This is a genomic window from Gilliamella sp. Pra-s52, assembly GCF_009795805.1.
Lineage (GTDB): Bacteria > Pseudomonadota > Gammaproteobacteria > Enterobacterales > Orbaceae > Gilliamella.
Genome location: NZ_WTEY01000001.1, coordinates 72,709 through 96,798, shown reverse-complemented (window position 1 = coordinate 96,798; position 24,090 = coordinate 72,709). Strand labels below are relative to the sequence as shown.

The following is a 24,090-nucleotide window of genomic DNA, read 5'->3' as shown; positions in this document are numbered from 1 at the left end:
TTAATGTTCCTGATTTTTAGGCAGGCTAGCTGCTTTATTTGCATCATACCACCAACTATCAACCCCTATTGCATAAGTCGGTTGTATAGTTGGTTGCCCAAATTTGTTCCAATAGGCATAATACGTTTTACTGTTATACCACATTGGAATCATTGGATATTCTTGCGTTAAAATACGATCAAGTGCACGTCCTAATGGGACAAGTTCTTCTTGATTATCCACATTCTTAATAATTTCAGCGATAATGCCATCGATAGCTTTATTATGTAACCCCGAAGCATTCCACGATGAGTTAAGGTATTCACTTCCCCAAAACATCAATAAATTAGAATTGGGATAATTTACGGCATAATAATCACGTGCAACCATATCATAATCACGCTCACGAACACGCCGTAAATGTTGTGCGGAATCTAACAAGGTAATTTTCATGGTGATCCCTAAACGGGCCAAATTTTGTTGAAAAGGAATAGCATATTTAATATCGCTACCAAGAGAACTGATCAGTTCAAATTCAAATGGCTGCTGCGTTTCGATATTAATTAACTTGCCGCCTTTAATTTCCCATCCAGCTTGTTTTAGTAATTCAGCCGCTTTTAATAAATTGTCACGATTAAAACCTTGCCCATCACTTTTAGGAATAAAATAAGCATTATCAAAAACAGCGTCAGGAATAATATGCTTATAAAGATTGAGCCACTTTAATTCTTGCCCTGTTGGCTTACCTTTTGCCGAATAAATAGTATTTTCAAAAAAGCTGTAAGGTCTTTTGTAACTGTTATAATAAAACGCATGATTTAGCCATTCAAAATCAAATGCCAGTGTGATAGCTTGACGAACTCTAATATCTTTAAATAGTTCTTTTTGTAAATTGAATGCTAGCCACTTAGTATCGGTTGCGGTTTTAACCGGTCTTTCTTGTTTAATAATATGGTTATTATCAAAATATCGACCTTGATATTGAGTAAACCAATTTTTGGGTTGATCTTCAGCTCGCAGATCATATTCACCAGCTTTAAAGGCTTCTAGTGAAACGTTATCATCCATATAATAATCAATACGTTTTTCGTCAAAATTATCTAGACCTTTATTAATCGGTAAATCACGCGCCCAATAATTCGGATTACGTCGATAAACAACATATTGCCCCATTTTATAATCACTAATATAGTAAGGACCACTACCCACTGGCGGGATGTTTAATGGCTCTGAAAAATCATGATGTTGCCAAAAATGTTGGGGAATAACTCGCATACTACCCACAAACGAAAGAAGCTTTTCACGATCCGACTCAGGGATATCAACTCGCACATGGTAATTATCTATCGCTTTAACGGTAACACCTTTATTATAAACACGGTATTGAGGCACGCCTTCGGTCATAAATTTATGAAAGGTAAATTCAACATCATAAGCAGTAATAGGCTTATCATCTTGAAAACGAGCACGAGGATTTATTGCCACTTCCGCCCAGCGATATTGATTAGAATAGGTAATTGACGTCGCAATAAGGGGATAAAAACTGGTAATATCATCCTCAGTATTAGTAAAAAGACTATCATACAGCGCCCCAGAATTACGTTCAGGTGCGCCACGGCTAGCAAAGCGATTTAAATTATCAAAAGAACCAATTTCAGCCAGTTTAATTACGCCACCTTTAGGTGCATTAGGATTGACATAATCAAGGTGCTTAAAATCATCGGGATACTTGGGTTTACCTGACAGGGAATAGATCGTCTTATGATAAATCACCTCGTGTGGCTGGCGTGGCCCCACAAGCTCAACTTGCTGATTTTCAGGTAATGGCATTGGAGGATTAACATCAACTTCCTCCTCGATTTGGCGCTCGGTCTGTGGCGACACGGTTTGTTCTTCATCAGCAAAAACAGGCGCAGAACAAACGACCATGCCACTTAAGTAACTCAAGATGAATAATATTTTTATAGGTTGTTTTATTCGACTAATCATCCCAATTCCATTCCTGCTCCATTTAACAATAACATATTGATAATAGCATATTTATGTCACTTTTTATTGATTATTAACAAATCAGTCATTCAAGGTAAACACAAACCTCAATTAAGTTGCCTATTTTGCCAAACTTCAACTAAATGAGCAAAACCTAATTAATAAGATAAAATGAGACTACTGGTTAAAAGTATACATGTGATAAAAAATGAAATAATTCTAAGTATGATTAACCAAACTCAAAATATTACGTATTGTCGTTTTTGCTTGATGACTATTTTTCCAACATGTAGAGCCAGTCAATAGAGCGCCTTTACTAAGGACTTCATCTAACGTTGTTTGCCGTAATTGTTGAAAAGAATCAAAACCCATTTGTTCAAGTCTTTCAATAATTTTAGTGCCAACAAATTTAAGTTCCATTAACTGTTGCCGTTCTGTTTCTGAAAAAGCCATATTATCACCTTATGTTAAATCTAAAAATAACCAAGGTACTATAAACTAAGCCTCAAAAAAGGCAAATCAACTTTGTAGGTTTGAATATTTTTTGTAGAAATTATCGACAAAAACTGGTCAGTAAAGGTATTGATTTTATTGAAGTTTTTTGAAATGGTATTTTAGGGGATTACCTTGATTTTATGTCCTATTTTTAGGACAAATGTACTCACTTATAACATACGACGAAAGTCGGTAAAGTTTATAAAATGCAGGATTAGCTTGTTGAAAAGCAAGAAAAACAGATAAAAGAACCAAGAAAAAACTTCAATAAAATCAATATCTTTCCTGACCGATTTTTGGGAGGGTTTTTGCGTTGTTTTTTATAAAAAAGTGACTTATAAAAACCACTTAAGACTATGTTATTTGTTTTATTTCAGCGTCAAAATGTACCAATAATTAAGGCTAGTTGCTTTATCAAGCAAAGAGCATGACTAGGTCATTATAAGCGTCAGACAACAATAACGTCAGGTTTAATGCGTTAGCAAATATTTGTATAGCCTCGGGGGCGAGGCTGTTATTCCATTAATTTATAACTATTTTAGAATAGTGTTAATTAACGATATAGGCAATAAGGTTTGTCTATTACAATAACGTCTTTTTATTATAAATAAACCACGTGCTTGCCCTTTTCTGGCTGGAAGGTTGCTTTGCCAAATTCATCTAAGAAATAAGCAATATGATCGGCTTTATCCCCCACTAGGCGCCCTTTGACTTTGTTCCATGTCATAAGAACTATCATGGCGTCGGGTTCGCAACAAATTAGCATGGGTTGTTCAAACTCCTCGTTCCAATAAAACTCGCCGCCGTATAATTTATGCGCAGTGAGTAATAAGTAACATCCATATTCTTGTGATATCATGTTGAGTTGTTCTTCTGATATGCTGAAGTTTTTTTCAGCTATCTCACTGATGATCATTTCAACGACAGTGATGCTTTTTTCTGAATAATCGAGCTGGTTAATGCTCCATGTTGGGCTGTTTAAAATGGCATTTTGTGCCCATGCTTCGATTTCTTGATACAATTCGTTTTTTTGTTCAGTCATGTTGAGTTACTTCGCTATTAGGGTTAATTTGTTCTAGTTGTTTAACACTTTGCCACGCGGCTTCCATTTCTTCAAGTGTTGCTTGAGTTAAAGTAATATTTTTTTGTTGAAGGATCGATTCGACTTGTTTAAAACGTCGCGTAAATTTTTGGTTAGCCTGCTGCAAGCAGAGTTCCGATTTGATTTTTAAGTGCCTTGCTAAATTAACAGTTGCAAAAAATAGGTCACCAAGTTCTTCTTCAATTTTTTGTTGTTCACAATTGTTTTTATTAAGCTCTTGTTCAACTTCGTTGAGTTCTTCTTTGACTTTGTCTAGAACTGGTTGTAATTCTGTCCAATCAAATCCAACCGATGCACAGCGTTTTTGTATTTTGTCGGCTTTTATTAAGGCGGGGAGCGCATTTGGTATGTCGTCTAATATTGAGTATTGTGAGCGGTTATTACGTTCGGTCTGTTTTAGTTGTTCCCAGTTTGGTTTTTCGGTATTGTTATTGCCAACAGTGTTGTTATTACCCAATAGATGGGGGTGGCGATGCACTAATTTATCCGCCACGGATTGACAAATATCGTCAAAATTAAATGCATTTTGTTCTTTTGCTAAATCGGCATAAAAAATAATGTGAAACAGTAGATCGCCAAGTTCATTTTTAAGTTCGTGCATATCTTGCCGTTCTATTGCGTCTAGTACTTCGTAGGTTTCTTCTAGTGTATAAGATTTTAAAGATTCAAAAGTTTGCACACGATCCCATTCGCACCCTTTTATCGGATCGCGCAGTTGTTGAGTGATGGATTGCAGGCGTTGTAATTCGTTCAAGGTATTTTCCGTCAGTTTTAGGTTAGTTGTGTTATTGTAAAGCTTTCACTACAAAAGCGTTATTGGTTTTAGCGCGAATGGAAATTTATTTTATTTTTATTGGTAAATTATTTGTTAAAAAAACGTTAACATCATGAAAAATAATGTTATTTATGGAACTTCTAGCTGATAAATGTAAATTAAGTATATAATACATAACTTTGAAATTAATTGTATAAAATAATATGAATAATCTACGAGAACTTACGTTAAGGGGTACCATTCTTGGTGCCCTTATTACTGTTATTTTTACGGCGTCAAATGTCTATCTAGGTTTGAAGGTAGGATTAACGTTTTCGTCAGCCATTCCTGCGGCAGTGATTTCGATGGCCGTATTAAGGCTGTTTTCGGGCGCCACTATTTTAGAAAATAATATGGTGCAAACCCAAGCTTCAGCAGCAGGAACGCTTTCATCCATCATTTTTGTTCTTCCTGGTTTGTTGATGATTGGTTATTGGCAAGGATTTCCGTTTTGGTTGACGTTTGCTGTGTGTGCCGGTGGCGGAATGCTTGGGGTTTTATTTTCTATCCCGTTGCGTCATGTGATGGTTGTTAAAAGTGATTTGCCTTATCCAGAGGGCGTGGCCGCCGCTGAAATTTTAAAGGCGGGCTCTAAAACCGATAATAACGAAGCAAATGATGGGCTTAAGGATATTTTATTTGGGGGCACAATCGCTTCTGTTGTTAGTTTATTTACCAATGGCTTTCGCTTGTTATCTGATAGTGCGGCTTATTGGTTTAGTGCAGGTAAGTCTATCTTTCAATTACCTATGGGGTTTTCTTTAGCGTTACTTAGTGCTGGTTATTTAGTTGGCATTATGTCTGGTATTGCTATTTTGATTGGTACGATTATTGGTTGGGTCTTTGGTATTCCAATTTTAAGCGCGATTTATGATTATGATACTAGCGAACCATTAGCCAAAGTTGCAATGAACTTTTGGGCAAAAGATATCCGCTTTATTGGGGCTGGTACTATTGCGATTGCCGCTATTTGGACGCTATTGACTTTAGTTAAACCAATGATTGAAGGATTAAAGCTCTCTTTTAAAAGTATGCGTGCAGATGTGTCAGCTAATGATATTGCACCAACCGAGCGCGATTTATCACCTAAAGCTATTTTCTTAATCATGGCTGGTATGTTGGTTATTTTGTTAGTGACTTTTTATAGCTTTATTGCTGATAGTGGATTGTCGGCAGGCATTGCTTGGTCATTAGTGTTTTGCGCTACGTTGTTTGCTTTTATTATGGGCTTTTTAGTGGCTGCCGCGTGTGGTTATATGGCAGGGCTTGTGGGTTCATCAGCTAGCCCAATATCAGGCATTGCCATCGTTGCAGTGATTGTTATTTCATTGGTTTTATTGGGTTTGGGTGAAGTCAATGGTATGTTAGCTTCTATCGAGGGTTCTAATTTTGCCACAGCGCTTGCCCTGTTTACTACCAGTGCAGTGTTATCAATCGCTTGTATTTCAAACGATAATTTGCAAGATCTAAAAACAGGTTATTTAGTTCATGCTACGCCATGGAAACAACAAGTTGCGTTATTAATTGGCTGTGTGGTTGGTGCGATTGTTATCGCTCCTATTTTAGAAATTTTATATAATGCTTACGGCTTTACTGGTGCTTTACCTCGTGCTGATATGGATCCCAAACAAGTGTTAGCTGCACCACAAGCAACATTGATGACAACAATTGCTAAAGGTATTTTTTCGCATCAACTTGATTGGACAATGATTTTAATTGGGCTTGCTTTAGGTACAATTGTTATCATTATTGACTTAATTCTAGCTCAAAATAAATCTAAGTTTCGTATACCTGCTCTTGCTATTGGTTTGGGTATTTATTTACCGCCAAGTATTACAACACCAATTATTATTGGTACTTTTTTATCATGGATAATTAAACGTTATACTTATAAAAAAGCACAAGCACAAAATTTAGATCCAGAAGCGCAATTTAAGAAAGTGGATCGTAAAGCGGCATTAATTGCATCAGGGCTAATTGTTGGCGAGAGTTTGGTCGGCGTATTATTAGCTATTGTGATTGTTATTAGTATTACAAGTGGCGGGAACGACGCTCCGCTTGCTATTTCAGCCGATTTGGGTGTGCTGCCTGAGTTTTTAGGTCTTTTTGTTTTTGTGAGCGTTTGTCTGTTTTTTATTCGTCGTGCTTTGTCGGCAGTAAAAAAATAGTTTAGTTTAAACGCTGTTAAATTTAAGCCCTTTATTCGTTGTAACAAAGGGCTTTTTTATTTACGTTGATTGTTTTTATGTCATGCTTTATTGTAAGGCATTAAAATAGTATTTTATTAACATATTTTATTTTGAATAATAGATAACAATATCATGATAGTATTTGACACCATCCAAGTTCGCCGCGGTATTAATTTACTTTTAGATAATGCCTCAGCTACGATTAATCCAAAACAAAAAGTCGGGTTAGTAGGTAAAAATGGTTGTGGAAAATCCACGTTATTTTCACTAATTAAAGGTGAAATTCAAGCTGATGCTGGCACGTTAAGTATTCCAACCCAATGGCAACTTGCTTGGGTTAATCAAGAAACGCCAGCATTAGATATTCCTGCCATTGAATACGCTATTGATGGTGATCGTGAGTATCGACAATTAGAAAAGCAGTTAGATATTGCTAATCAGCAAAATAATGGCGAGCAAATTGCTCTTTTGCATGAAAAACTTGATACAATCGATGCGTGGACAATTCGCGCTCGAGCTGCAGCGCTTTTGCATGGTTTAGGGTTTTCTAACGAGCAATTGCAATCACCCGTTAAATCCTATTCTGGTGGCTGGCGAATGCGTTTAAATTTGGCTCAGGCATTAATGTGTCGCTCCGATTTATTACTACTTGATGAACCCACCAATCACCTTGATTTAGATGCTGTCATTTGGCTTGAAAAATGGTTAAGTAATTATTCAGGTACATTGATTTTAATTTCTCATGATCGTGATTTTTTAGATCCTTTAGTCAATAAAATTATTCATATTGAACAAAAAAGTTTATTTGAATACACCGGTAACTACTCGTCATTTGAGATCCAACGTTCAACTAAACTTGCTCAACAACAATCACTTTATGAAAGCCAGCAATTAAAAGTAGCGCATCTGCAAGGTTATATTGATCGTTTTAGAGCTAAAGCCACGAAAGCTAAGCAAGCACAAAGCCGAATAAAAATGTTAGAACGAATGGAGCTAATTGCACCTGCACATGTGGATAACCCATTTCATTTTAGCTTTAAACCATCAGAATTTTTGCCAAGTCCACTCTTAATGATGGACAAAGTTGTGGCTGGTTATGATAATAAAATTATATTAGAAAAGATTAAACTCAACTTAGTTCCTGGTTCACGTATTGGATTGTTAGGCCGCAATGGTGCTGGTAAATCAACACTCATTAAATTGCTAGCGGGCGAAATAGAGCCAAAAGAAGGAAAGATCAGTTTAGCAAAAGGTGTTCAATTAGGCTATTTTGCTCAACATCAATTGGAATATTTGCGTCCTGATGAATCCCCTCTTTGGCATTTAATGCAACTTTCCGAACCCCAAAATACGGAACAAGAGCTACGTAATTATTTAGGTGGATTTGATTTTCAGGGAGATAAAGTTACCGAGCCAGTTAAGACCTTTTCAGGCGGTGAAAAGGCACGTCTTGTTTTAGCTTTAATTGTATGGCAAAAACCAAATCTACTTTTATTAGACGAACCAACTAACCATCTAGATCTAGATATGCGACAAGCGTTGACTGAGGCGTTAATTGATTTTGACGGTGCATTAGTGGTGGTGTCGCATGATCGCCATTTACTGCGTTCAACTACCGATGAATTCTATTTAGTCCATGATCATAAAGTGGAACCTTTTGATGGCGATCTTGATGATTATCAAAAGTGGTTAGCAGAAGTGCAAAAATCTGAACATCAATCCAATGATAAAAGTCAGTCAATAAAAAAAGAAAATACCAATAATGTTTCGGCTCAGGATCGTAAAGAACAAAAACGTAAACAAGCCGAATTGCGCGCACAAATGCAACCGATTAAGAAACAGTTACAAAAAGAAGAACAGTTACTTGATAAATTAACCAATCAATTAAAGCAAATTGAAGAACAATTGTCAGATCCTGCAATCTATGACGCGAGCAAAAAAAATGAACTTACAACTTTGTTACTAGAGCAAAGCCAACTTAAAAATCAATTAGAAGAAACAGAATTGCAATGGTTAGAATTACAACAACAGCTGGAGTCGTTTAACTTAGATTAAATTGGTCATTTCTATTAAGAGGCTTGAGGTAATGGCTATCCATTATCTATAAGCCAGCTATTTAAATTATTCATAGGCTATCCTCTCCAATGTTATCGACGATATCATAGATGTACATTTTTGCCTGTTCAAAGTCATATCCCTCAATACCAAAAACGGATGTGTAAGATATCATACCTTCAAGTATTAACATAATTAGACAAGATGCCTGTTCACATGACTTTGTGCCTCCTAGACATTCAAAAATTCTATCTTGAAGCCATTTTTTATGTTCGCTCACAATAGCGCATATTTCTTCGCTTTTATTGTTATATTCAGACTTAGCTCGTACAAACATACAACCGCGGTAGTTATCATTCTTAAACCATTTTATATGCCATGAAATAATTGCATTGATTTTGTCTTTTTTCTCAGAAAAAACAGTGATAACATCTGTAAGTGATTTTTTTAAAAAAACATTCCGCCTAAGTAATACTTTACTTACCAGCCCATTTTTGTCACCAAAATATTTATATAACGTTCTTTTTGATACACCTGCATTTTCTGCAACAAGCTCTAAACTAACAGAATGATACCCATATTCATTAAATAGCGATTCAGCCGCAACAAGTATTGTATCAACAATTTCAGGTTTCAATTTCATTTTTTATTATTTGTAATTTCTAGAATATTTTCGATTTTATCACAATAGCTCTAATGAAGTTAATTATAAATAATATTTGACCTTTCAAGTCAATAAATATACATTAAGTAAACGATATCGTTTACTTAATACGGTTACTAGTTTTATTAAGATCCCACATTAACCAAACAGGAGAGATTTATGCTAGAAAAATTAAAAGGAGGAGAGGTGATGCAACCTAAGCCTCATGCAGTAGCTATATTGAGAGGATTTATTGGGGGTGCTTTAGGGATTTTGACTTTGCTCGTAATCACTCATTGGGGAGGTACATTAGCAATTATGGCTCCATTTGGTGCAACATGCGTGTTGTTATTTGCTGTCCCTAAATCGCCATTGGCACAACCAAGAAGTGTTATAGGAGGGCATTTTGTTTCGTCTTTTATAGGTGTGTTATTCATTAATTTATTTAGCAATGGAATTATACCGATAGCATTAGCTGTTGGGACATCTATCGCATTGATGCAGTTACTGCGTGTAATTCACGCCCCTGCTGGTGCAAATCCTATTCTAATCATGATGTCTGGAATGACTGACTATTCATTCTTGATAACACCAGTACTTGTAGGTTCGGTTTTATTAGTCATGGTTGCTTTAATAGTTAATAATATAGGAGCCGAAGCTCGTTGGCCTAACTATTGGTTGGGATATCACTTTGATATGGGTAAAAGAATAAAAAAATCTAAAAAAGAGTAGACTGCCTGTATTATATTAATAAGTTAAATTATGATCCTATAGTGGTTTTACCTAGCTTGGCTACTTACTTTAATAAAATACATTAGAAATAGAACTATTATTCTCAAAAGGCATTGTATTTGTTTCATAAAAACAAAAACCACAAGATAGACTCTTGTGGTTTTTTAAAAAAATACTGTAATTCAGTGAAAAAACTATATCAAAAGATTAGCTCTTTTCAACTTGGCTAAAATCTAGCTCTACCGGTGTCGAACGTCCAAAAATAGAAACAGACACTTTTAAGCGACTTTTTTCGTAGTCAACCTCTTCGACAACACCGTTAAAGTCAGCAAATGGACCTTCGTTAACACGAACAAGCTCACCCGGTTCAAATAATGTTTTAGGACGTGGTTTATCACCAACTTGTTGTAGACGATTCATGATTGCATCAACTTCACGTTGGCTAATCGGTGCAGGTCGATCCGATGTTCCACCAATGAATCCCATTGTTCTTGGTACACTTTTTACTAAATGCCAAGTCGCATCATTCATCATCATTTCGACTAATACATAACCAGGGAAGAATTTACGTTCACTTTTGCGACGTTGACCACTTTTCATTTCAACAACTTCTTCGGTTGGTACCAATACTTCGCCAAATGCATCTTCCATATTATGTAATTTAATATATTCACGCAATGATTGTGCAACACGGGCTTCATAGCCTGAATAAGCTTGAATAACATACCATCGTTTTTGCTGTGTTTCACTCATTGTTAGCGCCCTATTGATGTTAAATAAAAAATTACTGAACGGAAGAAAGAGTCCATTCCCCAAAGCGCCAAACCAACAACAATTGTGATAGCCGCAATTAGTAAAGTTGTTTGTGTCGTTTCTTTACGAGTTGGCCATACAACTTTTCTTAACTCTTTTCTAGATTCTTGTAAAAATGATAAAAATAATTTACCTTTACGGGTTGTTATCGCAATGAATAAAGCCAACAGCGAAATGATAACAACCGCAATAATCCGAACGATTGAATTAGGTTGATATATATCATTAGGTTCAGAAAAATAAAAGTTTCCCCAAACAACAAATGCAATCAATACTAGAACTAAACCCCATCTGAATTTATCTAAAATAGTATTTGGATCTTGATTCTCGTTACTTACTAGCATATAAAACCTATATTATGTTATTTATAATAATATCTATTTTCCAAAATGCTCTTTTAATAAAAACATTTTGCTAAACAGACTAGATAAGAAAGGGCATCGACTGACACCCTTTCTATTGCCACTAAGGCTTAACTAAATTATTTAATAACTTTAGCAACCACACCAGCACCAACAGTACGACCACCTTCACGAATCGCAAAACGTAAACCTTCTGCCATCGCGATTGGGTGAATTAATGATACTGTCATTTTGATGTTATCACCAGGCATTACCATTTCTACGCCTTCTGGTAATTCGATAGTACCAGTTACGTCAGTTGTACGGAAGTAGAACTGTGGACGGTAACCTTTGAAGAATGGAGTGTGACGACCACCTTCATCTTTACTTAAGATATACACTTCTGATTCGAAATCAGTATGTGGAGTGATTGAACCTGGTTTTGCAAGTACTTGACCACGTTCGATTTCTTCACGTTTTGTACCACGTAGTAATACACCAACGTTTTCACCCGCACGACCTTCGTCAAGTAATTTACGGAACATTTCAACACCAGTACAAGTTGTTTTTGTAGTTGGTTTGATACCAACGATTTCAACTTCTTCACCAACTTTGATGATACCACGTTCAACACGACCCGTTACTACTGTACCACGACCTGAAATTGAGAATACGTCTTCAATTGGTAATAGGAATGGTTTGTCGATATCACGCTCTGGTTCTGGAATGTATGTATCTAATGCTTCTGCTAATTCAACAATTTTGTCTTCCCATGCTGCTTCGCCTTCTAACGCTTTAAGCGCTGAACCACGAATTACTGGCGTGTCGTCACCTGGGAAATCGTATTGAGATAGAAGTTCACGTACTTCCATTTCAACTAATTCTAATAACTCTTCGTCATCAACCATATCACATTTGTTTAAGAATACGATGATGTAAGGAACACCTACTTGACGACCTAAAAGGATGTGCTCACGAGTTTGTGGCATAGGACCATCAGTTGCTGCTACTACTAAGATAGCACCGTCCATTTGCGCCGCACCAGTAATCATGTTTTTAACATAGTCAGCATGGCCTGGGCAGTCTACGTGCGCGTAGTGGCGAGTTGGTGTGTCGTATTCAACGTGTGAAGTGTTGATGGTGATACCACGTGCTTTTTCTTCTGGTGCGTTATCGATTTGATCGAATGCACGAGCTTGACCACCAAATTTTTTAGCAAGTACAGAAGTAATTGCAGCAGTTAAAGTTGTTTTACCATGGTCAACGTGGCCGATTGTACCAACGTTAACGTGGGGTTTTGTACGTTCAAATTTTTCTTTAGACATTTATCGTCCCTCAAATGTAATACAAATCGGTGGTGAATCACCACATTAACCAAGTATCATATTTAATATAATACTAATTTTAAATTAGCTCTGAATGATAACAGATAAAGCTATCGAGTGACAAGCTATAAAGCAGTCAAATTCGATATTTTTAGAAGTTTAGGAAATTAACAAGAATGGTGCTGATAGGCAGATTTGAACTGCCGACCTCACCCTTACCAAGGGTGCGCTCTACCAACTGAGCTATATCAGCAATTGGAGCGGGCAGCGGGAATCGAACCCGCATCATCAGCTTGGAAGGCTGAGGTAATAGCCATTATACGATGCCCGCATGTTCAAACTCGGCTACCTAAATGCTTCAATTAGCTATTGCTAATATTAGATGATGGTGGTGGGGGAAGGATTCGAACCTTCGAAGTGTGACACGGCAGATTTACAGTCTGCTCCCTTTGGCCGCTCGGGAACCCCACCCCGAATCTTTATAAACTGTTTACTTAGGAAAATGGTGCCGGCTACCGGAATCGAACTGGTGACCTACTGATTACAAGTCAGTTGCTCTACCTACTGAGCTAAGCCGGCCTAAGTGCTGCGCATTATGAACTAGAACATTTATCCTTGCAAGCAAAAAAAACAAATTTTATTTTGTTTGATTAAAAAAAAATCAAAAACATAAAAAAATCCTGAAATATAGACTATTTCAGGATTTTATTTAATCAATAATAATTAATTTATATTAATTCTTTTTGGTTGCTTTTTTCTTAGTTGTTGTAGCTACTCCTTTTGCTTCTGTATGAATAGCAACATCTTCACTAATATTGCCATTATCCTTATATGCACGTCCATAGTAAGTATCAAGCAAAATTTGTTTTAGCTCAGCAATTAACGGATAACGTGGATTTGCACCAGTACATTGATCGTCAAATGCATCAATTGCAAGTTGATCAACTTGTGCTAAGAAAGTTTTTTCATCAATACCAAACTCTTTAATTGAGAAAGGAATATCAAGATCTTTTCTAAGCTGATCTAACCAACCGATTAGCTTTTCAACTTTCTTCTCATCTTTATCCGTAGCTGCTGTTAAACCTAAGTGATCCGCAATTTCAGCATAACGAGCAACCGCTTTAGGGTAACCATATTGGCTAAATGTACCTTGTTTAGTTGGTTTGTCAGTTGCGTTAAAACGCACAACATTACTAATCAACATTGCATTAGCAACACCATGAGGAATATGGAATGCCGCACCAATTTTATGAGCCATTGAGTGACAAACACCTAAGAACGCTTGAGCAAATGATACACCCGCTAATGTTGCAGCACTATGCACTTTTTCGCGTGCTACAGGGTTTTTAGCCCCTTCTTTATAACTTGTCGGTAAGTAGGTTTTTAATAGACTTAATGCTTGTAATGCTTGTCCATCGGAAAACTCACTTGCCATCACCGACACATAAGCTTCTAAAGCATGTGTTACTGCATCATAACCACCAGCTGCACAAAGTGAGCGTGGCATATTCATAACTAAGTTAGCATCAACAATCGCCATGTGTGGTGTAATCGCATAGTCAGCTAATGGGTATTTTTGTCCTGTTGCATCGTCAGTTACAACAGCAAATGGCGTTACTTCAGAACCTGTACCTGACGTTGTTGTTACACAAATAAGTTTTGCTTTTTGTCCCATATTAGGGAAATGACAAGCACGTTTACGAATATCCATAAAGCGTAATGCTAATTCTTCGAATTTTGTTTCAGGATGTTCATATAAAACCCACATGATTTTCGCGGCATCCATTGGAGAACCACCACCTAAGGCAATGATAGTATCTGGTTGGAATGATCGCATTGAATCCGTACCTTTATGAACCACACTTAGCGTTGGATCAGCTTCTACATCAAAGAAAGTTTCACAAATAACACCTTGAGCTTCTAATTGGTCGGTAATTTGTTTTGAGTAACCATTATTAAATAAGAACTTATCCGTTACCAAAAATACGCGTTTTGCGCCTTGTTCAATAACTTCATTTAAAGCAATTGGAAGTGAACCACGTTTAAAATAGATAGAACTTGGTAATTTGTGCCATAACATATTTTCTGCTCTCTTAGCGATTGTTTTCTTGTTGATTAAGTGTTTCGGACCGACATTTTCAGATACCGAGTTACCACCCCAAGAACCACATCCTAGTGTTAAAGACGGCGCTAAATCAAAATTATATAAATCACCAATACCACCATGAGCAGCCGGTTGATTGATTAAAATACGGCAGGTTTTCATTTTACTGCCAAAATAAGTCACACGATCACGGTTACTATCTTGATCTGTGTAAAGCACAGAAGTATGCCCCATACCGCCCATTTCGACCAATTTTTCTGCTTTTTCTACTGCTTCGTTAAAGTCTTTAGCTTTAAACATGGCAAGTGTTGGAGATAATTTTTCGTGAGCAAATGGTTCTGATAGATCAACTTTAGAAACCTCGCCTACTAATACTTTTGCATCTGCTGGTACTTTAATACCTGCCATTTCGGCAATTTTAGTTGCTGGTTGACCAACAATATTAGCATTCAAGGCACCTTTTTCATTTAAGATAATACCTTGTACTGCTTTAGTTTCTTTAGCATTTAAAACATAAGCACCGTATTGTGTTAATAAACGACGCACTTCATCATAAACCGAATCAACCACAACAATGGCTTGTTCTGATGCACAAATCATACCGTTATCAAATGTTTTAGACATTAATACAGAAGCAACAGCACGTTTTAAATCAGCAGTTTCATCAATAATAACAGGCGTATTACCAGCCCCTACACCTAGTGCTGGTTTCCCTGAACTGTAAGCAGCCTTAACCATGCCTGGACCGCCTGTAGCTAAAATAGCTGCAACATCATCATGATGCATTAGTGCATTTGATAATTCGATAGAGGGTTCGTCAATCCAACCAATAATATCTTTTGGAGCTCCAGCTTTAATCGCCGCATTTAAAACAATACGAGCAGCTTCAATTGTTGATTTTTTAGCTCTAGGATGTGGAGAAAAGACAATCGCGTTACGCGTTTTTAGACTAATTAAAGATTTAAAGATTGCAGTGGAAGTTGGATTGGTTGTTGGAACAATACCACAAATAATACCTAGTGGTTCAGCCAATGTTATTGTGCCAAATGGTTCATTTTCAGCTACAACACCACAAGTCTTATCATGACGATATTTATTTAAAATGTACTCAGCGGCAAAAAGGTTTTTTATAACTTTATCTTCGACAATCCCCATTCCTGACTCAGCAACAGCTTGTTGAGCTAGTGGAATGCGTGCTGCAGCTGCGGCTGTTGCGGCTGCCACAAAAATTTTGTCGACTTGTTCTTGAGTATAAGTTGAGTATGTTTCTTGTGCTTTTTTGACTCGAGCCATTAACTCATTTAACTCATTTATGTTAGTTACTGCCATAGATTTCTCCTTGAAATTAAAAAATAAATCTGGATCGTTTGGCGTCTTCCTTGAAACTATTTAATGCTTAAGCATAATAACAAAACGAAATTGACGTTATCGTAAATCAGTTTTTTAATTTATACAATAAGATATTGCACAAAAAACAAATGTTATATGGTAATTTTGATAAGAAAAATTTAAGGATAGATTTTTTTGATAGAAAATTAATACTACTTTAAAGATAGATTAGATAATAATCATTAAGAGTGATTTAATGTTAAAAAGCCCAATCAAGCCTTTCAACGGCTTGATTTACGTTTATTCATTCGGTCTATATTTAAACTTTAGACAATTTACTTAACACATAGCTTACAGCAACAAAACCAAAGGTCGCTGTAACCGTAGTAATAGCACCAAACCCTGATTCACAATCCATTTTTTTAGGCCCGTTAGCATCTCTTTTTGAAACGCAAACTAATCCATTTTGGGAAGGATAAGTTAGTTGTTCAGTCGAAAATACACAAGGAATAGCATATTTACCTTTACTATCTTTGTTTAATTTATAATCATGTTTTAGTTTTTCTCGTAATTTTGCAGCCAATGGATCTTGAATTGTTTTAGCTAAATCGGCAATTTTAATTTGTGTAGGATCTTTTTGCCCACCAGCCCCACCAATGGTAATAATTTTTAACTTTTGTCGCTTACAATAAGCAAGAATTGCTGCTTTATCACGAACACTATCAATAGCATCGATAATATAATCATAACGTGGTGACGTTTTTGTTCCTAAATACTCACTGACATTATTAGCATTAATGAAATTATCAATTTCATTCACAATGCATTCAGGATTAATTTCTACAATTCGCTCAGCCATAACCGAGGTTTTAGATTTACCTATATTAGATTGTAACGCATGAATTTGACGATTCGTATTGGTTATGCACACATCATCCATATCAATTAAGGTAATTTGACCAATACCGCTCCGCGCCAGCGATTCTGCGACCCAAGAACCTACACCACCAATACCTATTACACAAATATGTGCTTGTGAAAAACTCTGTAAAGCCGACTCACCATAAAGCCTAGCTATACCACTAAAACGTTGAAAATAAGATTCTTTATTCATTGATAATTTATAATAGTGTTTATACTAAAACACCTACTCTCCTGAAACTTTTTTACAAATTATAACCGTATTATCCTTTATTTAAACAATTTATCTATAAATATTAGATAACATTATACCTTTCACAAATAAAAAAACTAAATTCATAACTCTTATAAAGATCAACAATATCATCCCGATGATGAGCAATCAGTAGGATATTATTTGTCATTAATTGTATTCGTTTGAATTATTACTTTTTCCTACAATAAACATTGTTAACTACGATTACTTAAGAGGGAATAATGAATGCGTAAACCAAAAAAACTACTCAATGATCCAAATAATGTAAGACAAGAAGTTATGCAGGGGTTGATTTATGCCTATCAGGGAAAATTAACTGCAATTCCAGAACATTGTGCCGTTTATGGCAGCCATATTGCAAGCGATCAAGTTGTTATTGTTTCAGGAGGTGGTAGTGGTCATGAACCAACCTTTGCTGGATTTATTGGTAAAGGAGGTATTGATGGCTGTGCACTCGGTGAAGTATTCACATCACCATCACCAGATCAAATTATTGAAGTAACTAAAACTATAGAAAAAGGGAAAGGTGTACTATTTTTATATGGCAACTACTCTGGGGATGGAATGAATTTTGATATTTCAGCCGAAATATTAGCTGAAAACAATATTACTACTAAAACAATTCGTGCTACGGATGATATTGCTTCAGCTCCATTATCAAAAATTTCAGATCGCCGTGGTGTTGCGGGTATTATGTTTTTATACAAAATTGCAGGCGCTGCGGCACAATTTGAAAAATACGATCTTGATAATCTTTATCAAGTAGTATCAAAAGCCAATAACAACGTTCGAACTATAGGTGTAGCCCTAGATGGATGTGCATTACCTCAGTCGAATAAATTTAATTTTGAGTTAAAAGATAACGAAATTGAAATTGGCATCGGTATTCATGGTGAAGCAGGATTACGTCGACAAGAAATGACATCATCAGATGAGGTTGTCAAGGATATGATAAATCGCCTTTGTGATGATTTACCTTTTAAAAAGAATGACCGAGTGTGTGTGTTGATTAATAATTTAGGAACACTTAGTAACACGGAACTGCTCATCATAACGCGTAAAGTAGGTATTGAACTTGATACTCGAGGCATAATCAGCCACGATGTCGTTGTTGGTCATTTTTGTACATCGCTTGAAATGTCAGGCTTTTCAATCACCTTGATGAAGTTAGATGAAGAACTACAATATCTTTATGATTTACCTTGCAAAACACTAGGATGGAGAAATTAAAATGAATTTATCACAAGTTCGCAAAATGATGTTATTCACAGCCGAAAAAATGATTGAAAGTGAACCAACATTAACATCTTTAGATCAAATTGTGGGGGACGGTGACCACGGCATCGGTATGAAGCGAGGGTTTGCAGCTATCATTGTGTTACTACAAGATGAAAGATTTCAACAAACAAATATAGGTGACTTTTTTATTCAAATTGGCACAAAATTAATGACAAGTATGGGGGGAGCCTCAGGAGCAATTTTTGGTACTTTATTTAGAGCAGGAGGAAAAAGTATTACTGGAATCACAGAATTTGATTCAAGCGCACTATCAACACTACTTAATGAGGGTTGGCAAGCTGTCTATCAACGAGGAAACGCTAAACCTGGAGATAAAACTATGGTTGATGCCTTAGCAGCTAGTGCAACAACGGCAAGCAGATTAACTACTTTGAAATTAAAAGATGCACTACCTAAAATAGCACAATCTGCTATGGAAGGAGCAGAAAAAACGAAACAAATGATCGCTGTATTTGGTCGAGCTAAAAATTTAGGTGAACGAGCAATTGGCCATATGGATCCTGGTTCTGTTTCAATGGCGTATATTTTGAAATTTATGAATGAGTATATTCAAATCCAATAAAATAATAAATCCGCCGATAATATCGGCGGATTTATTATAAAGATATCGATAAAATAAAACCTTCCTTTCTCACTATTTTTTAGTTAACGTATTAAAATTAATAAACTAAAAATTATTTTTAAACTTAATTTGCGAAGGATATGCCCAACTTTGTAACTCCTGTGAAGGGAATCCTCCAGGATCTTTACCACCATTAATAAGCAGAGCGTGATAGTAAATTTCAGCCATTTCTTCAATATAAGCAGCCTTTAATACAGCTTCATAAGGGTCTTTATCTACAGCAATTGCGCCATGTTTTTCCATCAAAATTGCATCAGCTCGTTTTATAGGTTCTATAACGCTATTTGAAAGTTCTGGAGTTCCTGGTCGTCCATAAGGTGCAACAGGAATAACACCATCTTTTAAATTAAGAATGGCACATTCATAAACAACCGCTGGAATAGGTCTGGCTAATACGGCAAATGAAGTTGCAAAAATAGAATGAGTATGCGAAATAGCAAAAATATCAGGGCGAGCTTTATAAATCTCAAGATGCATTAAACATTCACTCGTTGGTCTCAATCCAGAATCAGCTTCAATAACATTTGCTTCAAGATCCATCACAACAATATCTCGAATTGTTAACAATTTTTTATCAATTGTTGTTGGAGTAACAAGCACATATCCTGTTTCTTTATCGCGAACACTAGAATTACCAGCTTTATGTTTACACAATCCCCACTCACTCGACCTTTTAGCCATATCGACAACATATTGTTTTTGTATCTCTAACATTTTCAACTCCTATTTTCACAAGATATTTCATTGATAATTGGCAAACAATTCCCAGATTTCATTGCTATTTTTAGCATTTCTTATGCGAGTTGCGCCGTCATTTAATTCTAATAATTCATTTAATTGAGCAAGAGCTTTAAGATGTTTTTGTGGATTATTTGTTGCTAAAACAACAATTAAATCAGCTTTCATATAACCACAAATATTGATTTTTTCAGATAACTTAAGTAGAGACATTGAAACTTTATTCACACCATCATCAATACCAGCATGAGCAATAATTAATCCATTAACCAACATAATATAAGGTTGTTCGAATTGGATTTTATTAATCATTCTTTCAAGATAATAACTTTCTATGGCTTGGTTATTTAACAGAGGTTGAGCAGCTAATGCCAATGCTTCTTGCCATGCTATATCAACCTTTTCTGTAATATTGATGTGTTCTTTTTGCATTAAGTCAGCTAATGAGGGAACCTCCTGTTGTGTTATTCGTACGGGATTATCATTCACTTCATCGTTATAAAGATATGCTGTTAATTCTTTTTGTAATTCTTTTTGATCTTTAATATTGCTGTATTTTTCAATAATAGATATAAGTTCTTCTACTTGAATTATACTCGGATCAATACCTTGTAAAGCACCAATCACTTGATTACGAAAAGCATTTTTATGGGAGTTATTGAGTAACGAGTTGACAATAAATAACAATTTATCAGTAGATAAATATGAAGTAGAAAAAACAATATCGTAATAGTGATTATATTTTTCAAACTCACGTTTAGACATGGCGTCAGAAAAATGTAATTCAGGAAGTAATACTTGTAAAGTTAAGTAAAGGTAAGTTGAAACAGTTGCACTATTTTCACAAACAAAAATAGCTATCTTTTTCGTTTTAATTTGATTGATCAAACCTTCTCGAGTTAACCATCCACCAAATAAGACAGTAATAAAAGCGACTTCTTCATCTGGCATATTACAATGTAAAATTTTTTCAAAAGGGTAAATTGCTTTTCGAACCATTTCATGTAAATGACCAAACTCTTGTAATACGATACCATATACACTATTAATATTGGTAATGTGATAACGAATGCGATAATAAGCAGGTTTCCAATGCTGATATATACGTTCAATAAGTTCGCTTTTATCTTGAAAAGCTATGCAACTGATCTGTTCAAAATTATTAATAACTTCAACGACACTTTCTAACAAAACCGCATCTAAATGAAAATATTTATCAGATATTGTTTGTATATTAGAACTTTGCACTAATACCATTAAAAAGATTTGTTCATTCAGATCAGTAATACCAAATTTTTCAATCAGTTTTTTTAATAGTTGAAAATCACGGCTATTTGCTGCCTCAGCATAATTTTCAGGTAAACGTTTAATTTTTTTATCTGTTTCTATCCGCTGCAATATAAAACAAATAAAGTAGGTTAATTCTTGCAACTGCTCATCAGTAAAAACAATTTTTAATTTTCTTTCTATTTCACTAAAAACCTGCCCTACTTGTTCTAAATGCCCTTGGGTAATAATCTCATTTTCTCTAAAAATCTTATCAGCTATTGGCATACTAATAATTCTACGAATTAATTTTAGTAACAAATAACGTTTGTCTATTTCATCACCGATAATACGATAACCATTTTCGCGATCATAGTTGATTTGTAAATGATATTGGACAATCATTGTCTGCACTTTTTTAATATCATTTATCACTGTATTCTGGCTGACAGTCAGGGACGAAGATAGATGTATTAATGACAACCTTTCTGTTCTAATTAACAAGAAAAAAAGAAGCAAATGAATACGTTCATCTTCAGAATAAATATAACGTCCAATAGCAAGAGATACTGGTTCATCTCTAAATGTTTCGATCACTAATTTGGGAACACTAAATTTACCAGTTTTAAATCGTCTGATTAATTCAAGGTTAGATGATTCAAGAAAATCATTAATTTTTTTAACGGTGTAACTAAGTTGTTTACGAGTTAACCCGAATTCAGATTGAAGCTCAACTCCACTAATATTTGGATTATGAATTAATGCTTTTAATACAGCATGAATTCGCTTATCGATAACCATATAACAATTACCTTATTGTTCGTTGTCTGATGGTAATAAACATTACCATCAGATTTACTGCAGATTATGTTCAACGAATACTTTAACTATCATTTATTCATTATTTTTCTCAACTATATCTTGTGCAACTTCTTTGCGTAGTTCACGAGCATAGAGGAAATAACCCACACACCAATAAACAGCAAAAATCAATGGAACAAAATAGCCTTGTAAACATTGCCAAATAAATGAAAACGCATAAGTAAAAATAGGTGCATCAATAGAACTATTTGAAATTAACTGATTAGATGGAATATCAATAGCTTTAGTGGTTAATCCTAAATCGGTGATAATCGGTGCAAATTGTGTTCCAACAAATAAAAAGAATGGCACACCAATAATGGCTAAAATCACCATTCTTAAGGTGTTTCCTTTAGTTAATATATAAGCAGGAACAATAAGCGCAACATTAATAATACCTGCAAAAGGTAGAATTTTGTTACCGGGTAAAATAACAGCCCAAATTAAGGTAAAAGGAATGGCAACAATTACTGTAAACCAAATCTCGCTTGAACCACCCATAAATGGCCAATCCAAACCAACAAATAATTTACGACCAGCAAAACGTTTATTCATATAATCACTAATTGCCTCAGAAATTGGCGATAGTGCTTGCATAAATAGCTTAGAGATCATTGGAAATAACATAAGAGCAGTAGCAGCTTGCACACCAAGCATTAAAATAGCTGCAACATCATAACCAGCAATAATTCCAAAAGTCACACCTAATAAAAAACCAATAACATGATTTTCAGCAAAAACTCCAATTTTTGAACGTAATGTTGCTGCATCCATTGGTTTATTTAAAATAGGTATTTTGCGCAGTAAGAGATCAAAAGGATAATAAATCGCACTAAAAAATAACATTCTATGAGTACAAGTTACACCTGGAATACCTGTTAATTTTTCAATTCGATGTTGATTAATATCACCGGAATTAAGTTCTAATATGATCTGCAAAGTAGCAATAATAAAAGCAACGACTAAAGCCATAACAGAACCTAAAATTGGAGTAGCTACAGCAACAACAATAAATGCTGTAAAAATTTTCCCCCACACATTCCATAAGTCAGCATTAAAAGTATCAGTCTTTTTTAATGCCAACATCAAAATATTAACCCCCACTTGCAAAGGAAACATTAAAAATGCATACGGCCAAGCCCAAGATACATTTGCCATAGTAGTCCAACCACCATCAACAATACTAAGTTCAATACCTGTTCGTTCCATCATTGTTTGCGCAGCTGAACCAATAGCACCAACCATAAATCCAATTAGCATACTCATACCAACAAATGCAACGCCTAAGGTAATTGCAGCTGAAGCTCCATCTCTAAATTTCATGCGCACAATTAAACCAGCAATTAACATAATGAAGGGTACAAAAACAGGGGCACCTAAATTCAAAATATAATTTATAATTGTTCCTAAAAAGTCCATATTCGTACTCCTATTTACAGGCATCGATAATTTTTTGTAATTCCGCTTCCATATTTATCCCTGTTAAAAATGCAATACCATTGATAACGGGAATAGGATACTGTTTTTCAATTTTAGTTATCGCTATATAAGCAGCACTATTTTTAATGTGAGTATCAACAGACTTAAGATCAACAACTTCCACTTTTATCTCATCAAGATTCCGTTCTTTTAATAAACGAGTTACTTTACTAGCCACAGTTTGTGATGTAGCCACTCCGCTGCCACATGCAACAATAACTTTTTTCATAATGCCTCCTTATAAATTGATATTCGACGTCAATAATGTAAAAATTTCACGTTCGGTTTCTGCGTGATAAAGCGCTTCTAAAAAATTCGAATTCACAAAACAGGCCATCAATTTTTGTAATAAATCAATATGCCCATTCGGTTGATTAAACCCAAGTAAAAAAACAAAGTTAGCCCTTAATACATTGTCATTATTTGCCATTTCACACCATGGAATCGTACCTTTGGCTCGAGCAAAGTAAATAAAGGGTCTAATAACATGCTCAACATCAGTATGGGGCATAGCAACTACATAAGGTTCTGTTGGTAGTGCGGTTGGGAACAAAGATTCTCTTTGCTTTATTGCATCTAAAAAGGAATGATTAACATAACCACCACTTTTTAAAATAGGAAACGTAAAATCGAAAAATTGATTAGCATTTTGAAAGTTTTTATCTAAAAGGATCAAATTTTCAAAAAACATTTGGTCGTTAGATTCATTTCCCATTTCGTCCTCCATCATGGTGTGAT

20 protein-coding genes and 4 tRNA genes are annotated in these 24,090 nt (G+C 35.3%); 5 read left to right on the top strand and 19 right to left on the bottom strand.

From position 1 onward, the window contains the following. From GQ594_RS00485 to mazG, 4 genes are all read right to left on the bottom strand, one after another. Nucleotides 1-1,809: an extracellular solute-binding protein gene (locus GQ594_RS00485; RefSeq protein WP_160411259.1), complete on the bottom strand. Its 1,809-nt coding sequence runs from the start codon at nucleotides 1,807-1,809 to the stop codon at nucleotides 1-3. A gap of 378 nt (nucleotides 1,810-2,187) precedes the next feature. Continuing rightward, nucleotides 2,188-2,421 (bottom strand): helix-hairpin-helix domain-containing protein, encoded by a 234-nt coding sequence (locus tag GQ594_RS00480; RefSeq protein ID WP_160411000.1) that lies wholly within the window; start codon nucleotides 2,419-2,421, stop codon nucleotides 2,188-2,190. Between the two features lie 643 nt (nucleotides 2,422-3,064). Further along, entirely contained in the window at nucleotides 3,065-3,505 is a 441-nt protein-coding gene (locus tag GQ594_RS00475; protein WP_160410999.1) for a hypothetical protein, read from the bottom strand. Next, entirely contained in the window at nucleotides 3,498-4,334 is an 837-nt protein-coding gene (mazG, locus tag GQ594_RS00470) for a nucleoside triphosphate pyrophosphohydrolase (protein ID WP_160411258.1), read from the bottom strand. Before mazG ends, GQ594_RS00475 begins: the two co-directional genes overlap by 8 nt. A 209-nt stretch (nucleotides 4,335-4,543) precedes the next feature. On the opposite strand from mazG, the gene GQ594_RS00465 reads away from it, so the two are divergent. Then, nucleotides 4,544-6,547, top strand: a complete 2,004-nt coding sequence (locus GQ594_RS00465) for an OPT family oligopeptide transporter (RefSeq protein ID WP_160410998.1) — start codon at nucleotides 4,544-4,546, stop codon at nucleotides 6,545-6,547. 153 nt (nucleotides 6,548-6,700) lie between these two features. Next, entirely contained in the window at nucleotides 6,701-8,623 is a 1,923-nt protein-coding gene (locus GQ594_RS00460; protein ID WP_160410997.1) for an ABC transporter ATP-binding protein, read from the top strand. Nucleotides 8,624-8,693: 70 nt separating this feature from the next. Here GQ594_RS00460 and GQ594_RS00455 read toward each other — a convergent pair whose 3' ends face one another. Continuing rightward, on the bottom strand, nucleotides 8,694-9,266 hold the full coding sequence (locus GQ594_RS00455) for a TetR/AcrR family transcriptional regulator (RefSeq protein ID WP_160410996.1): 573 nt from the start codon (nucleotides 9,264-9,266) through the stop codon (nucleotides 8,694-8,696). A gap of 180 nt (nucleotides 9,267-9,446) precedes the next feature. Between GQ594_RS00455 and GQ594_RS00450 the strand changes: the two genes are divergently transcribed. Next, nucleotides 9,447-9,998, top strand: a complete 552-nt coding sequence (locus tag GQ594_RS00450) for an HPP family protein (RefSeq protein ID WP_160401723.1) — start codon at nucleotides 9,447-9,449, stop codon at nucleotides 9,996-9,998. Nucleotides 9,999-10,205: 207 nt separating this feature from the next. Here GQ594_RS00450 and nusG read toward each other — a convergent pair whose 3' ends face one another. The 9 genes from nusG to tcdA form a co-directional block, all read right to left on the bottom strand. Then, the gene (nusG, locus tag GQ594_RS00445; protein WP_160401724.1) at nucleotides 10,206-10,751 is read right to left on the bottom strand and encodes a transcription termination/antitermination protein NusG; all 546 of its coding nucleotides are present in this window, start codon (nucleotides 10,749-10,751) and stop codon (nucleotides 10,206-10,208) included. A gap of 2 nt (nucleotides 10,752-10,753) precedes the next feature. Continuing rightward, on the bottom strand, nucleotides 10,754-11,155 hold the full coding sequence (gene secE, locus GQ594_RS00440) for a preprotein translocase subunit SecE (RefSeq protein ID WP_160401725.1): 402 nt from the start codon (nucleotides 11,153-11,155) through the stop codon (nucleotides 10,754-10,756). Between the two features lie 137 nt (nucleotides 11,156-11,292). Then, the gene (gene tuf / locus GQ594_RS00435) at nucleotides 11,293-12,477 is read right to left on the bottom strand and encodes an elongation factor Tu (RefSeq protein WP_160412441.1); all 1,185 of its coding nucleotides are present in this window, start codon (nucleotides 12,475-12,477) and stop codon (nucleotides 11,293-11,295) included. A gap of 177 nt (nucleotides 12,478-12,654) precedes the next feature. Beyond that, nucleotides 12,655-12,730 (bottom strand) — tRNA-Thr (locus tag GQ594_RS00430). A 3-nt stretch (nucleotides 12,731-12,733) separates the two neighbouring features. Beyond that, nucleotides 12,734-12,808: transfer RNA gene (locus GQ594_RS00425), tRNA-Gly, on the bottom strand. Nucleotides 12,809-12,863: 55 nt separating this feature from the next. Then, nucleotides 12,864-12,948 (bottom strand) — tRNA-Tyr (locus GQ594_RS00420). 32 nt (nucleotides 12,949-12,980) lie between these two features. Further along, a tRNA-Thr gene (locus GQ594_RS00415) sits at nucleotides 12,981-13,056 on the bottom strand. Between the two features lie 154 nt (nucleotides 13,057-13,210). After that, nucleotides 13,211-15,910 (bottom strand): bifunctional acetaldehyde-CoA/alcohol dehydrogenase, encoded by a 2,700-nt coding sequence (gene adhE, locus GQ594_RS00410; protein WP_160412315.1) that lies wholly within the window; start codon nucleotides 15,908-15,910, stop codon nucleotides 13,211-13,213. 319 nt (nucleotides 15,911-16,229) lie between these two features. After that, nucleotides 16,230-17,024 carry a tRNA cyclic N6-threonylcarbamoyladenosine(37) synthase TcdA gene (tcdA, locus tag GQ594_RS00405; RefSeq protein ID WP_160412313.1) on the bottom strand — a complete coding sequence of 265 codons (795 nt, stop codon included), beginning with the start codon at nucleotides 17,022-17,024 and terminating at the stop codon, nucleotides 16,230-16,232. Between the two features lie 288 nt (nucleotides 17,025-17,312). Here tcdA and GQ594_RS00400 point away from each other — a divergent pair, with 288 nt between their 5' ends. Both GQ594_RS00400 and dhaL read left to right on the top strand, forming a co-directional pair. Continuing rightward, the gene (locus tag GQ594_RS00400; protein WP_160412311.1) at nucleotides 17,313-18,317 is read left to right on the top strand and encodes a dihydroxyacetone kinase subunit DhaK; all 1,005 of its coding nucleotides are present in this window, start codon (nucleotides 17,313-17,315) and stop codon (nucleotides 18,315-18,317) included. Nucleotide 18,318: 1 nt separating this feature from the next. Next, nucleotides 18,319-18,948, top strand: a complete 630-nt coding sequence (gene dhaL, locus GQ594_RS00395) for a dihydroxyacetone kinase subunit DhaL (RefSeq protein ID WP_160412309.1) — start codon at nucleotides 18,319-18,321, stop codon at nucleotides 18,946-18,948. Between the two features lie 105 nt (nucleotides 18,949-19,053). Here the strand turns inward: dhaL and GQ594_RS00390 are convergent, their stop codons facing one another. The 5 genes from GQ594_RS00390 to GQ594_RS00370 all read right to left on the bottom strand — a co-directional run bounded on the left by GQ594_RS00390 (nucleotide 19,054) and on the right by GQ594_RS00370 (nucleotide 24,067). Further along, nucleotides 19,054-19,722 carry a class II aldolase/adducin family protein gene (locus GQ594_RS00390; protein WP_160412308.1) on the bottom strand — a complete coding sequence of 223 codons (669 nt, stop codon included), beginning with the start codon at nucleotides 19,720-19,722 and terminating at the stop codon, nucleotides 19,054-19,056. Between the two features lie 27 nt (nucleotides 19,723-19,749). Further along, nucleotides 19,750-21,813, bottom strand: coding sequence for a BglG family transcription antiterminator (locus tag GQ594_RS00385; RefSeq protein WP_160412307.1), 2,064 nt, complete (start codon nucleotides 21,811-21,813; stop codon nucleotides 19,750-19,752). 93 nt (nucleotides 21,814-21,906) lie between these two features. After that, the gene (locus tag GQ594_RS00380; RefSeq protein ID WP_160401093.1) at nucleotides 21,907-23,292 is read right to left on the bottom strand and encodes a PTS galactitol transporter subunit IIC; all 1,386 of its coding nucleotides are present in this window, start codon (nucleotides 23,290-23,292) and stop codon (nucleotides 21,907-21,909) included. Nucleotides 23,293-23,302: 10 nt separating this feature from the next. Beyond that, the gene (locus GQ594_RS00375) at nucleotides 23,303-23,581 is read right to left on the bottom strand and encodes a PTS sugar transporter subunit IIB (RefSeq protein WP_065566501.1); all 279 of its coding nucleotides are present in this window, start codon (nucleotides 23,579-23,581) and stop codon (nucleotides 23,303-23,305) included. A 9-nt stretch (nucleotides 23,582-23,590) separates the two neighbouring features. Further along, the gene (locus tag GQ594_RS00370; RefSeq protein ID WP_160401091.1) at nucleotides 23,591-24,067 is read right to left on the bottom strand and encodes a PTS sugar transporter subunit IIA; all 477 of its coding nucleotides are present in this window, start codon (nucleotides 24,065-24,067) and stop codon (nucleotides 23,591-23,593) included. Nucleotides 24,068-24,090 lie beyond the last annotated feature (23 nt).